Source organism: Mycolicibacterium austroafricanum, from assembly GCF_902705885.1.
GTDB classification, from domain to species: Bacteria; Actinomycetota; Actinomycetes; order Mycobacteriales; family Mycobacteriaceae; genus Mycobacterium; species Mycobacterium vanbaalenii_A.
This window is the reverse complement of sequence record NZ_CACSIP010000014.1, coordinates 66,363-79,534: the sequence shown is the minus strand read 5'-3', so window position 1 is coordinate 79,534 and position 13,172 is coordinate 66,363. Positions and strand designations below refer to the sequence as shown.

10 protein-coding genes are annotated in these 13,172 nt (G+C 69.5%); 2 read left to right on the top strand and 8 right to left on the bottom strand.

What is annotated here, in order from left to right; translation table 11 throughout:
- The first annotated feature begins 5 nt into the window (after nucleotides 1-5).
- On the top strand, nucleotides 6-1,019 hold the full coding sequence (locus BEMPMBAN_RS11525) for a ParB/RepB/Spo0J family partition protein (RefSeq protein WP_159230551.1): 1,014 nt from the start codon (nucleotides 6-8) through the stop codon (nucleotides 1,017-1,019).
- A gap of 217 nt (nucleotides 1,020-1,236) precedes the next feature.
- Nucleotides 1,237-1,986, top strand: coding sequence for an acetyltransferase (locus BEMPMBAN_RS11520; RefSeq protein WP_159230516.1), 750 nt, complete (start codon nucleotides 1,237-1,239; stop codon nucleotides 1,984-1,986).
- On the opposite strand, the gene BEMPMBAN_RS11515 is transcribed toward BEMPMBAN_RS11520, so the two are convergent.
- The 8 genes from BEMPMBAN_RS11515 to BEMPMBAN_RS11480 all read right to left on the bottom strand — a co-directional run bounded on the left by BEMPMBAN_RS11515 (nucleotide 1,983) and on the right by BEMPMBAN_RS11480 (nucleotide 13,133).
- Nucleotides 1,983-3,170, bottom strand: coding sequence for an N-acetylmuramoyl-L-alanine amidase (locus BEMPMBAN_RS11515; protein ID WP_159230515.1), 1,188 nt, complete (start codon nucleotides 3,168-3,170; stop codon nucleotides 1,983-1,985). The two genes, BEMPMBAN_RS11520 and BEMPMBAN_RS11515, sit on opposite strands and share 4 nt — an antisense overlap.
- An 83-nt stretch (nucleotides 3,171-3,253) precedes the next feature.
- Nucleotides 3,254-3,634 (bottom strand): thioredoxin, encoded by a 381-nt coding sequence (gene trxA, locus BEMPMBAN_RS11510; protein WP_159230514.1) that lies wholly within the window; start codon nucleotides 3,632-3,634, stop codon nucleotides 3,254-3,256.
- Nucleotides 3,631-4,602, bottom strand: coding sequence for a thioredoxin-disulfide reductase (gene trxB, locus BEMPMBAN_RS11505; RefSeq protein WP_159230513.1), 972 nt, complete (start codon nucleotides 4,600-4,602; stop codon nucleotides 3,631-3,633). Before trxB ends, trxA begins: the two co-directional genes overlap by 4 nt.
- A gap of 85 nt (nucleotides 4,603-4,687) precedes the next feature.
- Complete coding sequence (locus tag BEMPMBAN_RS11500) at nucleotides 4,688-5,452, bottom strand: RsmA family anti-sigma factor (protein ID WP_159230512.1); 765 nt, start codon at nucleotides 5,450-5,452, stop codon at nucleotides 4,688-4,690.
- 54 nt (nucleotides 5,453-5,506) lie between these two features.
- Complete coding sequence (gene sigM / locus BEMPMBAN_RS11495) at nucleotides 5,507-6,088, bottom strand: RNA polymerase sigma factor SigM (protein WP_159230511.1); 582 nt, start codon at nucleotides 6,086-6,088, stop codon at nucleotides 5,507-5,509.
- Between the two features lie 99 nt (nucleotides 6,089-6,187).
- Nucleotides 6,188-9,952, bottom strand: a complete 3,765-nt coding sequence (gene murJ, locus BEMPMBAN_RS11490; RefSeq protein WP_159230510.1) for a murein biosynthesis integral membrane protein MurJ — start codon at nucleotides 9,950-9,952, stop codon at nucleotides 6,188-6,190.
- A complete protein-coding gene (locus tag BEMPMBAN_RS11485) occupies nucleotides 9,949-12,351 on the bottom strand; it encodes a DUF6049 family protein (RefSeq protein ID WP_159230509.1) in 2,403 nt (800 codons plus the stop codon). The genes murJ and BEMPMBAN_RS11485 overlap by 4 nt, the downstream gene beginning before the upstream one ends.
- Nucleotides 12,348-13,133, bottom strand: a complete 786-nt coding sequence (locus BEMPMBAN_RS11480) for an NUDIX hydrolase (RefSeq protein WP_200845947.1) — start codon at nucleotides 13,131-13,133, stop codon at nucleotides 12,348-12,350. The genes BEMPMBAN_RS11485 and BEMPMBAN_RS11480 overlap by 4 nt, the downstream gene beginning before the upstream one ends.
- Between the last annotated feature and the right edge of the window lie 39 nt (nucleotides 13,134-13,172).

Below are 13,172 nucleotides of genomic sequence, written 5' to 3'. Positions count from 1 at the left end.
AATCGATGAACAACGCGGCTCGCAAGCGAAGTGGACTGGGCCGCGGCCTCGCGTCCTTGATCCCCACGGGGCCGGCCGATGGCGAAGGCAACGATTCGGCGACGATGGGTCCGCGGATGGGTGCCGCGGCCGCCGACGCCGTCTTCGGCGGACCGGCGTCGGGTCCACCGCCGCCACCCGAGGAGAATTCGGTGGGCGCGGTGTACCGGGAGATCGACCCGTCGAGGATCGATCCGAACCCACGCCAGCCCCGCCAGTCGTTCGACGAAGAGGCGCTGGCAGAACTGGTGCACTCCATTCGCGAGTTCGGACTGATGCAGCCGATCGTGGTGCGCGCCGCGCCGGCGGCCGAGGATGACGACTCGCCGCGCTACCAGCTCGTCATGGGGGAGCGCCGGTGGCGGGCGGCCCAACAGGCCGGAGTGACGACGATCCCGGCGATTGTCCGCGAGACCGCCGACGACAGCATGCTGCGTGACGCGCTGCTGGAGAACATCCACCGGGTACAGCTGAACCCACTCGAAGAGGCGGCCGCGTATCAGCAGCTGCTGGAAGAGTTCGAAGTCACCCACGATGAACTCGCGGCGCGCATCGGGCGCTCGCGTCCGCTGATCACCAACATGATCCGCCTGCTGCGCCTGCCGATCGCGGTGCAGCGACGGGTCGCGGCCGGCGTGCTGTCGGCGGGCCACGCGCGTGCGCTGCTGTCGCTGGAGGCAGGGGCTGACGCCCAGGAAGAACTCGCCGCCCGCATCGTCGCCGAGGGATTGTCGGTGCGCGCGACGGAGGAGGCAGTGACGCTGGCCAACCGCAGTGACGGAGGAACGACGCCCTCGGCGCCCCGTCGTAAGCCGATCCACATGCCTGGTCTGCAGGATGTCGCCGAACAGCTCTCCACAGCTTTCGATACCAAGGTCACGGTGAGCCTGGGCAAGCGCAAGGGCAAGATCGTCGTCGAGTTCGGGTCGGTGGACGATCTTCAGCGGATTGTGGAGATCATGAACACGTCCGCGCAATGAACGGTCATACCGGCGAATTACGTCACTGTGACACAGATGTCGGCGCGGCAGGCCGAGAACGCCCCGGGACAGGGAAAAACCTTGTCCTGCAATTGAATTCGACCGGAGACCCGGCGCGGGGCGGATTCGGTGGCCAGGCGGCGCCGGCGCTCGCCGCGCCTTCTATCCTGGAGGGGCAGCCGGGCCTTCCAGCGCGGCGTGGACCCAGGGGAGTGTAGTGGCCGCACGTATCACGCCTCTTCGACTCGAAGCGTTCGAGCAGCTACCCAAGCATGCCCGGCGCTGCGTGTACTGGGAGGTGGACCCGCCCACGGTGGGAACCGAGGACCGTCTCTCCGACCCGGAATTCGAGAAGGAAGCGTGGCTATCGATGGTCATGCTCGAGTGGGGCTCCTGCGGACAGTTGGCCGTCGACTCCCGGGACGCAGGGGAGTTCGCCGAGTCGGCGCCGGAGTCGACCGATGACCCGTGCCTCGGGTACGTGTTCTACGCGCCACCGCGCAGTGTGCCGCGGGCGGGACGATTCCCGACCGGCCCGGTCAGCGCGGACGCGGTTCTGTTGACGACCCTCGGTGTCGAACCGGGTCCGGGTGGTCAGGATATGGCCAGGACGTTGATCGCTGCGGTGGTCGGCGATCTGGTTCGTCGCGGGGTGCGGGCCTTGGAGGCGTTCGGCCGCACCGCCGAGGTCAGCGAACTCTCCGATCCGGCGAGGGTACCGGCTGATACCGCGCCGGTACTGGAAGCCCTGGGCGATTGTTCGGTCGAGCAGTGCGTGCTCGATGCCGACCTGCTGCTCGACGTCGGCTTCGAGGTGGTGTCACACCACACCTACTTCCCGCGGCTGCGGCTGGAACTCGAGCAGGGTCTCGGCTGGAAAGCCGATGTGGAGGCGGCGCTGGAACGGCTGCTGCAGAGCGCCCAACTACAGCAGCCGGTCGGAGCGGGTTCGAACCCCTGCAGTTAACCCTGACGGGCCCGGTCGACGGACAGCTCGTGGGCGAGCAGTTCGGCGAAGGTGAAAGTCCCTGTGGGACGGTCATTTTTGCCGAGTAGGTACAGCCGTTTGACCGCAGCGAGGATGCCTTCGGCGATCGAGTCACGCGACTCGGGCGACACCAGGGTGCGGCGATCGCCGGGGTTGGTGACATAGCCGACGTCGACCTGAACGGTGGGCATCCGGGTCAACCGCAGTAGATCCCACGTCCTGCCGTGCACACGGCAATCGCGTAAACCGGTACGCGCCACTACTTCTCGTTGGATGAAATCCGCCAAGTTGCGTCCGATGGTGGACACCGAACCATGTGAGTTCCCGAAATGGAACGAGGCCACGCCATTGGCGGACGGGCTGGTCTGGGTGGCGCAACGCAGGCTGATCATCAGGTCGGCGCCCACCGAGTTGGCGGTGGCGGCCCGCTCCGCATCCGAAGGTGCCCGCACAGCGGCGCGGGACAGGAACGTCTCCATGCCGATCGCAGTCATCCGGCCTTCGAGCCGGCTTGCCAAGTCCCACAAAAGGTCTGCTTCGCTGATCGGCCCGGCGGGCCCGTTCATGATCAGGCCGTGGTCATCCCCACCGCGGCCCGGATCGATGATGATCCGCTTTCCGGACAGCAGCGGGCCGGAGCTGCGGACCAACTCCTCCTCGCGGATCGCGTGCGGTGATCCACCGGTGACCCGGGAACCGAGAAAATACAAGGAGCGCAACGTTTCCGGGCCACAGATCCCGTCCGGATACAATCCGTACTCGCGTTGGTAGGAGGTCAGCGCGTTGTGTGTCTGCAGCCCGAAGTAGCCGTCGACCAGGTTGGTGTAAAACCCCAGATCCTGAAGTCGCGCTTGAAGTGTGGCGACGTCGTCGCCGTACATCGGCGCCCCGAACTGGTGGTTGAGCGTGCGCGCACCGAGCCGGTACGAGGCTTCTTTGAGGGCGCGGTACGTCGCTTCGCCGACGATCCCATCCACCAACAGCCCGCGGTGCTGCTGGAAAGCTCGGACGGCGTGGTCGAGTTCACCGTCGAACATGTCCACCGCCACATGCTTGCCGGTCGTCAGCTGTTCATCGGGATCGTCGATCATGCCCAGCGCGGCAAGAGCCGCCCGGATTTCGGTGACCGCACCCCCGCGGTCACCGCGACGCAGACTCGACATAACCAGCATTGTCTCAGATCGACGGGGGAATCCGGAAAACCCCAGGCTGGTGTGGAGTCGTTGAAATGCGATGTCAGAGCACGTCAGACAATTTCTGAGAGCTCGCGCAGCAGCGCTGCCTTTCCTTTGGCGCCGACGATCCGCTTGACCGGTTCACCGTCTTTGAACAGGATCATCGTCGGGATCGACACCACCTGGAAGTCGCGGGCGGTTGCCGGATTCGCATCGACATCCAGCTTGGCGACGGTCAGTGCGCCGGCCTTCTCGGCGGCGATCTCCTCGAGGACCGGCGCGACCATCTTGCACGGGCCGCACCAGGTCGCCCAGAAGTCGACCAGAACCGGCGTGCTGCTCGACAGCACATCCTGGGAGAACGAATCGTCGGTCACCGCCACCGTTGAAGATCCAGGCGATCCAGAAGATCCAGCCGCCCCGGCCGATCCAGGCGAACCCGCAGCGCTCATTGTTGTGCTCCAATCAGGTTGTCATCCGTTGACAGGGAAGAGGTTTCGGCGAGCCAGCGTTCGGCGTCGATGGACGCCGCACAGCCGCTGCCCGCCGCTGTGATGGCCTGCCGGTAGGTGTGGTCCACCAGGTCGCCGGCGGCGAACACTCCCTCGATCGATGTGGAGGTGGTGCGGCCCTGCACCTGCACATAACCCGCAGCGTCCAGTTCCACCTGACCGCGCACCAGCTCAGAGCGGGGGTCGTGGCCGATCGCGACGAAGACACCCGTCACAGCCAGTTCGGACTCCTCACCGGTCACGGCGTTGCGCAGCCGGATCCCGGTCACCTTGGGGTCGCCCTCGATGGCGGTCACGTCGGTGTTGGTCAGGAACCGGATCTTCTCGTTGGCCTGCGCCCGTTCCAGCATGATCCGCGACGCACGGAACTCATCACGCCGGTGGATCAGCGTCACGCTGCGGGCGAACCGGGTCAGGAACGTGGCTTCCTCCATCGCCGAATCGCCACCGCCGACCACGGCGATGTCCTGGTCCCGGAAGAAGAAGCCGTCGCAGGTCGCGCAGGTGCTCACGCCCATGCCGAGCAGGGCGTCCTCGCCGGGCACGCCCAGGTGGCGGGCCGCTGCGCCCATCGCCAGGATGACCGCGCGGGCCTGATACGTCTCGTCACCGACGGTGACGGTCTTGACCGGGCCGGCCAGGTCGACGGAGTCGACGTCCTCCATGCGCAGGTCGGCGCCGAAACGCAGCGCCTGCTCACGCATCTGGTCCATCAACTCCGGTCCGGTGATGCCGTCGCGGAATCCCGGGTAGTTCTCGACCTCGGTCGTGGTCATCAGCGCACCGCCGAACTGGGTGCCCTCGAACACCAGCGGCTTGAGCTGGGCCCGGGCCGCGTACACGGCCGCCGTGTAACCGGCCGGTCCGGAACCGATGACGATGACGTCATGGACGGTGGAGGAGGTCATGGGAGCCTTTCTGCCTGCGGCAAGCATTCATACGACCGCGTTGTTAGAACACCAGGGTAAGCCGCGCTGTTCCCACCCGACGACCTCACCGCTGCGTCAGCACCGTCTCGGCGACCAGCCCGGTGTGCGCGGCACTGCACGTCGGAGCCACCACTACGGCGCTGATCTGCTCCGGGGTATTGCCGGGGACCAGCAGCAGCACCGCGGGACGGCCGTCGACGTCGACCGGACGCCCCCCGAGCACCGGCGGTCTGGGGGAGTAGCCGAGGCCGGTCAGGCAGGAGGAGAGGCGCTGCGGGTCGGCCAGCGGCCCCAGCTCCTGCGGCTGTGACAGTGCGGCGCGCAGCTGGCCGTCAGGCACCGGGAAGCCGCCGACCGGCGATTCCGCGGTGATCTGGGCCGCGGTGGGTCCCGCCGGGAACGCGGGTCCGGGGTCACGGGCCAACAGGACAACGCCGAGGACAACCGCGGCGGCTGCGGCGCAGATTCCGGCGGCGAGGCCGGCCCGTTGCACCCCGGTGAGCCGGGGCCGGGCCGGGGTGTGCCGGCCGATGGCGGTGTCCGGCCGTGGGGCGGCGCGCAGCGCGGCGCCCACCTTGGCGGTGACGGACGCAGGGACTGCCGGTGCGGAGTGTTCGTCGGTACCCAGGTGGGCCAGCTCGCGGCGCACGGCGTCGAGTCCGGCCAGCACTCGCCCCGCCTCCGGATCGGTGCGGGCCCGACTGCGCACCCGCGCGGCGGTGGCGTCGTCGAGCAGGCCTGCCTGCAGATCGGCGAGGAGTGCGGGTGTCAGCTGCAACGGATCAGGGTCGGGACTGGAGTCAGGCCGTGGGCCCGCGTCGCTGTCCATCGCTGCCCCCGGCCGGTCGTTACCCTTGAGATCGTTCGAGGTTATCGGACCGGCTCACTCGACGGTGGCGGCTCCGGCCGCGAAGAACTCCAGCGACTGCGCGAGCCGGGTGCGCGCGCGTGAGCATCGGCTTTTCACGGTCCCCTCGGCGACCCCGAGCATGCGCGCGGCCTCGGCGACCGAGTATCCCTGCATGTCGACGGCGACGACGGCTGCCCGCTGCGCGACGGGAAGTCGCATCAGGGCGCGCTCCACCACGATCGCGGTGTCCACCCGACCCGTCGGATCCGGGGCCCGGCACAGCTGGTCGTCCAGCTCGTCACAGGCGTGGGTTTTGTTGCGGCGCAACCGGTCCAGGCAGGCATTGACGACGATGCGGTACAGCCAGCTGCTCACCGCCGAGTCGTTGCGGAAGGTCCGTGCGGTGCGGTGCGCGGCCAGCAGCGCATCCTGCAGGGCGTCGGCGGCATCGTCGGGGTCACGGCTGGTGAGCACAGCCAGCCGGTAGAGCTGGCGGTGGTGGCGGTAGAACAACTCCTCGAATGCGTAGCGGTCACCGGCGACGTGCGCGGCGATCAGCTCGGCATCGGTGCGTCGCCGTTCGCTGTGCCCTCGAACTCCCCCGAGAATCCCCACAGGCGAACACTAAACGGGGTCGCGGGGGGTGTCGGACACCAGTTTTGGGTGGGCGGCCGGACGTGCGACAACGTCGGGCCCCGGCTGGGGATGCCCGCCTCAGGACGCGGCTTCGAGGGTGATCTCGGAGATGTCGGACCGGCTCTCCCCGCCGACGGTGCCCAGTGTGGAGATCCATACCAGGACGTTCGACGTCGGTGACGCGTCGTCGATCTCGATGGTGTTGGAACCCGACCGCAGTGTGGTGGGTTGGGTGAGCGCGGTGGTATCGGCCAACGTCGACGGCGTCGCGGTCGACGACGACCGGATCTGGACCGCGGTACCGGTGCTGTTGAGGTTGATCGTGACGGACGCGAGGGTGACGGGTTCTGGCAACTGCAGCATCAACCCGACCCCGTTCTTGAAGTTGGGGAACGGCACCGCGTCGGAGTACGTGTCGGTGGGCCAGACGGTGGTGGGGTTGCCGTCGATGGCCAGGCCGGCCAGCTCCGGCGCATCGGCCTCACCTTCGGGTGAGAAGACCGTCGCGCGAACAGGTTCGATGACCGAGCCGTCGGTGGTGGTGCCGGCATCGGCTTCCTCCGAGGAGGACGGCGCGTTCAGCCCGAGTTCGTCGCCGCCGAGGCCGCTGCCGACGTCGCCGAAGATCCGGCCCAGCACCGTCGCGAGCAGAACCACCGCGACGACGACGACCACGGCCGCGACGGTCAGCCCGACGATGAGCCCTTTGCGCCGGCGCGCTTCGGCCTCGGGGTCGGCGGCTGGACCGAGCCAGCCGCCGTTGCGGGTGTCGGGCGCGGCATCCTCGACCGGCGCGAGGTGATCGGTGCGGTCGGCGATGGCCGTCGCCTGTTGCAACAGGTTCAGTAAGGTGGGCGCGCTGCGGATACCGCCGCCCTCCTGGACGGCGTGCGATGCGGCGGCCGAGATCTGGAACGGGATGTCGCGGTCGACGGATCTGGGTTCGACGGGTTGGCCCGCGGCGTCCAGGTCGGCAGGCGAGAGGCCGCTGGGTTCACCGGATTCAGGCAGCGGCCATCGATCGACCAGCAGCGCATAGAGTGCCGCTCCGATCCCGCGGATGTCGTCGTCGGGTGTGGCATCAGGCAGCGTCGCGGGGAATGCGAGCGCCACGTCACCTTCGATGCTGACCCGGATCCGGCTGGGGTGGTCCACCGACAGCGCCACCCCGCTTCGGTGGGCGGCCTCCGCCGCCGCCGCCAGGGACTGGATGGCGCGGGCTCCGCCGATCGGTGAGGGCGTGGTGTCGGCGACCTCGGCGAGGGAGCCGCCGCGGATCCATTCGGAGACCACCAGTCCGCCGGAGCCTCTGGTCACGACGTCGTGCACCCGTGCGACGCCGGGCATGTCGAGGCGGCTGAGCCGTTGGGTCCGGTCCAGGATCTCCTTCACCTGTCGCTCGGGCAGTTCGCCGTCCGGGGCGACGAAGGTCAGGGCCACCTGCCGGTCCAGCGCGGTGTCGAGCGCCTGCCAGAACTGCAGGTGGGGCGGGCCGCCGTGGAACACCAGGAGCCGGTAGCGGCCGTTGGCGATCATCGCTCCGGGGATCAGGTGGGCGTCTTCGGCGGCGACCGCCGTCTCGAGAGCCGGCTCTCGGGGCGGATCGAATGCCAGCGGTTCGCGGGACGGGTCGCCCCCGTATTCGGACGGCGGCCGAGCCGCCGAATCAGGCTTGGGCGGCCGCGCCGATTCCGGGCGGGCTGGCCGCGGCGTCTGGGTGGTGACCTGCTCGGACGGCGCCGCGTGGGAGGGGGCGTCGGGGACGTCGGGGTGGAAGTCGTCGGCCGACGGCCGAGCCGTCGAATCGGATCCTGACGGCCGAGCCGTCGAATCGGATCCCGACGGCCGAGCCGTCGAATCGGATCCCGACGGCCGAGCCGTCGAATCGGATCCTGAGCTTCGTTCGAATCGGGTGGTGGCCGCGGACTCAGAATCCCGGGGAGAACCGCCAGTGGATTTGTCGCTCACCGCGAGTCCTTTCCCCCTCCAATCGTCGGCAACCTCGGCCGAAGGCCCCCGCCGCACCGGTGTGGAAGGCTGCCGCTGGCGTGTCGAGGACGAATCCCTGCGATCAGGGTACGTGAGGCCTGGGGTGGGACGTGGCCGGTCGGAGGGCTTCGGTGGCGACGCGGCTGCCGCCTGGCGGCGTCGCAGGCGCCGTTGCACGGCGGCGACGCCAGCCTTCGCCTCGGGCACGCCGGCGGCCAGCAGCACGGCGACGATGATCGGCACCATCACCAGGCCGAGGGCGGCCAGCCGCAGCAGGGAGCCGGCGCCGCCCCAATGGCTGGTCAACTCTTCGAGCCCGAGGAGTTGGTCGATGACGTGGGCGGTCAGGCCGGCGGCCAGCGACGCTGCGATGGTCACCAGGATGGTGCGGACCACGTCCAATCCGATCAGCCGTCCGCCGGGCGGGTCCAGGCGGGCGCGCAGCAGCAGGTAGCCGACGATCGCACCGGCCAGGAAGCCCAGCCCGTTGGCCATTCCCAGATAGCCGGCGACGAGGTCCGGGTCGTCGGCGAGGTGGGGGGCCGCCAGCGATGCGGCGACCTTGACCGTGGTGATGACCACGATCAGGACGATCGGTGTCCAGGGTTCCTGACGCGCGTAGAACACCCGCAGCTGCAGCAACACCAGGGCGTAGGGGACGAGGGTGAACGCCGACAGCGTGATCGCCATGCCGAGGTAGCCGGCGTCGACCTCACCGAAGTTGCCGTAGGCGAACAGCGCGGTGCCGATCGCCGGGCCGCCGACCGTCATCACCGCCACGATCGGGATCAGCGTCACCATCGTCAGCCGGGTGGCCAGGGACAGGTCGGCCAACACGGCGGGACCGTCGTCGGCGGCGGCGTTGCGGGACAGCCGCGGCATCACGACGGTCAGGACCGTGACACCGATGACGCCGAACGGCAGCTGCAGCACCAGCCAGGTGTAGTTGTAGATGGCGGGACCGGATGCGGCTGCGCCGCTGGCGATCTGGTTGCCGACGATGAAGCCGATCTGGCTGACCACGACGTAGAGCACCATCGCCAGCGCCATCATGCCGAACTTCTTGAGGCGATCGTCGATACCCCACAGCGGGCGCAGGCTCACCCGCTCGGCCCGGATCGCGACGAATAGCACTGTGGCCTGGGCGATCACGCCGAGTGTGGTGCCGATGCCGAGCACCAGCAGCTTGGCGTTGCCCATCTCGACGGGGTCGACAGAGAGCTCCCCCGGCACCAGGACGTAGAGCCCGAGGGTCAGGATCGCGATGACGTTGTTCACCACCGGGGCCCACGCCGGAGGCCCGAAGATGTTGCGGGTGTTCAGAATTGCCATGAAGACCGATGACAGGCCGTAGAAGATGATCTGCGGCAGCAGCAGGAAGGCGAACGCGACGGTCAGCGATCGGTTGACCATCGGATCGGAGCCCAGCATCAGGTCGACCAGCTGCGGCGCGGCGAGCGTGGAGACGATGGTGACCACCAGTAGCAACGTGACGACCAAGGTGAGCAGCCGACGGATGAACGCGCTGCCGCCGTCGGGGTCGTCACGTTCGGCGCGGGACAGGACCGGCACGAAGATCGCCGTGAACGTCGCCTCGAGCACCAGCGCGGCGATCATGTTGGGCAACTGATTGGCCACGGTGAACGCGCTGGACAGCGCCGCGCCGAGGATGGTCGCGAGCAGCACGATCCGGGCGAAACCGGTGAGCCGACTCACCAGCGTGGCCACCGCCATTCCCCATGAGCGGGACACGACCGCCGAGTCCGAGAGTTCGGCGCGGGGGGTGGGTTGCTTCGGCACCGGCCGGGGTGGCACCGGGGGTGCGGGGCCGCCCCGCCGGCTGGGGCCGGTCATTTCCACCGCCGGGTCACCGGATCGGTGCGCCGTTCCTGCGTCGTGTCGCCGGCGCCCTCGTCGTCGCGGTAGGACATCGCCACCTCGATCGGGTCGGGGCGGTCCAGATCAGCACGGTCGGGTTGGCCGCGGAACCGGTGCCACAACCGTCGGCCCGCGAGCAGGATCAGCACCGCGCCGGCGGACAGCGTGATGACGAACAGCACCTTGCCGTACGCGTTGGAGTGCACCGACAGCCGCACCGGTTCGCCCAGCGGCAGACCGTCGGCGGTGCGCAGCGTGACGTCGACAGCGACCCGCTGGGTGAAGTGCACCTCGATCGGCACCTTGAGCGGCAGGTAGCCGGGCGGCAGCACGATCTCACCCATGTCGGTGACGGTCATGCCGGGGGGCGCGTCGATGTCGAGCTGCACCCGGATCGGCACCGGCAGGTCGTTGCGCAACGCCAGCGGTAACGGACTGCGTTCGGTCGCCAGCGTGTAGGACCCACCCGGGTTGACGATCGAGACTGCGTTGAACAGATTCTCCACCGTGCGCCCCACCGTCGTGAGCCGCTGTTGGGCCAGGCCGTTGCGGGCGTCGGGCGGCACCGAAAGGCTCAGTGCACGAAGCAGATCCTCGCGCAGCGGGGCCGTGTACTGACGCCCGGTCAGCCCGGTGCGCTCGTCGGTGGTCAACGCGGCGGTCAGACCCCAGAGCCGGCCGGTCACCGCGGCGATGCCCGACACCACGCCGTCGTCGAACCGTCCCCGCGGATTGCCCAGCGGTCCCGCCGGCATCGGCTCGGAGCGGGCCGTCGCGCGAGCCTCGTCGAGCACCGCGGGCAGCGGCCGGGGCTCGGCGAGCCCGGCCCGGATGCCGGTGGCCACCGTGGTCAGCATCGACTGGGCATCCTGCGGTGTCAGGTTCCACATCAGCGGCGGCATCAGGATCTCGGTGCGCGGCTCGATGTCGGGGTTCAGGCTCCGCCACAGCAGCGCCCCCAGCGCGTCCTGGCGCCGGGCGACCTCGGAGTCCTGTTTGAGCGCCAGGTCGAGGGACGGCTCCAGATACGACGGCGACTCGGGGGTGGTGCCCGCGCCGGCCAGTGCGGCGCCGACCGCCGGGTCGAAGGGCGCCGCGACGACGTTGGGGGTGTAGCGCACCGGCGCGGTGTCGGCCGACTCGGGTGCGACGCCGCCGGAATCGCCCGGCCCGGTGAGGGCGGCGGCGCCGATCGCGACGGTCGGTCCCTGGTCGGACAGCAACTGGACGGCGGGCCCGGTCAACGGTCCGTCCCCGACCAGGCTGACGCCCCGGATGGTGGTGATGCCGAGGATCTGGTCGACGATGTCGCCGGCGTTGGTGGCGATCGCGGACAGGCCGGGGTCGGCGACGCGGCGCAGCGCGTCGAGGTCGGCCTGCGCATAGGTGGTCGGCACCACGCACATGCGCTGGGCCAGTGTCTTGAGCCGGGCCAGCCAGTCGATGGCGGCCTGCTGGCCGGCGCCCTGGTGGGTGGGGGTGCCCGGCCCTGCGTCGGCGGCGTCGTTGACGACGTAGCCGTTGGTCATCGCGTTGACGGTGACGAGCAGGTCGGGGTCGACGGCCAGACACAGTGCGCGGGTGAGCGCTCCGCCGGAGTCGACCGCCACGCCGGTCGCGAAGTCGACGGCGGAGAGCATGGTGTCCAGCCGACCGCCGGGGGCCAGCGACGTCGCGAGGACGTCGTCGATCAGCCGGACCGGGGTGGTGCCGCCGGGCGCGCCGGCGGCCAGTCGGGGACGGTCGGCCAGCGGCCAGAACATGGTCAGCCCGACGGGTCTGGTGGTGTCGGGTGGCACGGCGGAGTCGAGGGCCTCGCTGGCGCTGGCATCCGAACCCCCGACCGGCGGTACGCCGAGCACCGGCAACAGGAACCGTGAGTCGTCCAGCCGGGCGGGCGCCCCGTAGTCGGGGGTGCCGTTGACGTTGATCATCACGGGGTAGACGCCGGGGGCCTCGATGTCCAGCGACGGCTGGTCGGGGGACCGCATCGGGTAGGCCAACCGGAACGGAACAGCCTGTCCGCGCGCCATTTCCGGTGCCACAGTGATGAAGTCGGCGACCGGCTGGTACTGGTCGACGTTGCCGGCGAGGTCGGTGCGCAGTTCGCTCGAGGTGGCGGTGGCCGCGGCACGTTCGAGCCGGACCACGACGTCGCGCACCGGGCGGTCGCCGACGTTGCGGACTTCGCCGGTGACCGTCACCAACGGCTCGCTGGTGGTGGTGACGATGTCGGGGGTGACGCTGTCGATCTGCACCTGCAGGAACTCGGTGGAGCCTGGTTGGGCACCGGCGACGTAGGGAGCGGCGCCAGGCGCGACGGCCAACAGCAGCGCGACGACCGCAACGAGAAGCCGTACGTGCGGGCCGGTCACGGCCCGGGTCCGCAGCCGTTCGTCCGCCGGCCGGGCTGTGGTTGAGCGGTGGGGTCGTTGCGGTGTCGACGCGTGTGGGAGTGGGTCTGCCCGCGCCGCCGCGGTGTGGTCCGGGGTAGTGGCGGCAGGGCTTCGGGCCCGTCGGTGTGCAGCTTGTCGATCAGGTCGTCGGCGACCGCGGCCAGGCGCCGTTCGTCGGCGTAGGCCAGCCGGGACGGCAACTCCCTCAGGGGCACCCAGGCCACCTCGCTGACCTCGATGTCCTCATCGGAGAGTTCACCGCCGAGAAACCGCATCAGGTAATGGTGCACGGTCTTGTGCACGCGCCGGCCCTCGGTGACGAACCAGTAGTCGATGGAGCCCAGCGCCGCGAGCACGCTGCCCTGGATTCCGGTCTCCTCGGCGACCTCGCGGATGGCGGTCTGCTCGGCGGTCTCACCCATCTCGATGTGGCCTTTGGGCAGCGACCACAACATCCGTCCTCGCCGGTCGATACGGCCGATCAGCGCCGCGACCTGACTGTCCTTCGGACCGTCGATACCGTCGATGACCAGGCCTCCCGCCGACGTCTCGTGCACGGTGCGCAGCCGTTCCGGGGGCCGTCGGGGTCGCGATCTCTGGGGTTTCGGTGCCGGAGCGGACTGCTCGCCGGAGCCGTTCGGCGGAGGATGTTTCCGGTGAGTGCTGGACTGGTCATCGGCGGCCTCGGGGGGGCCTGCCGCACGTCGGCCGCGGCGCCGGCCGCGGCGCCGTCGGGGTTTGGGCTGCTCGCCGTCCGACACCCAAGCGATAGTAGCTGGCATGAACAGCAGCACTCGCCA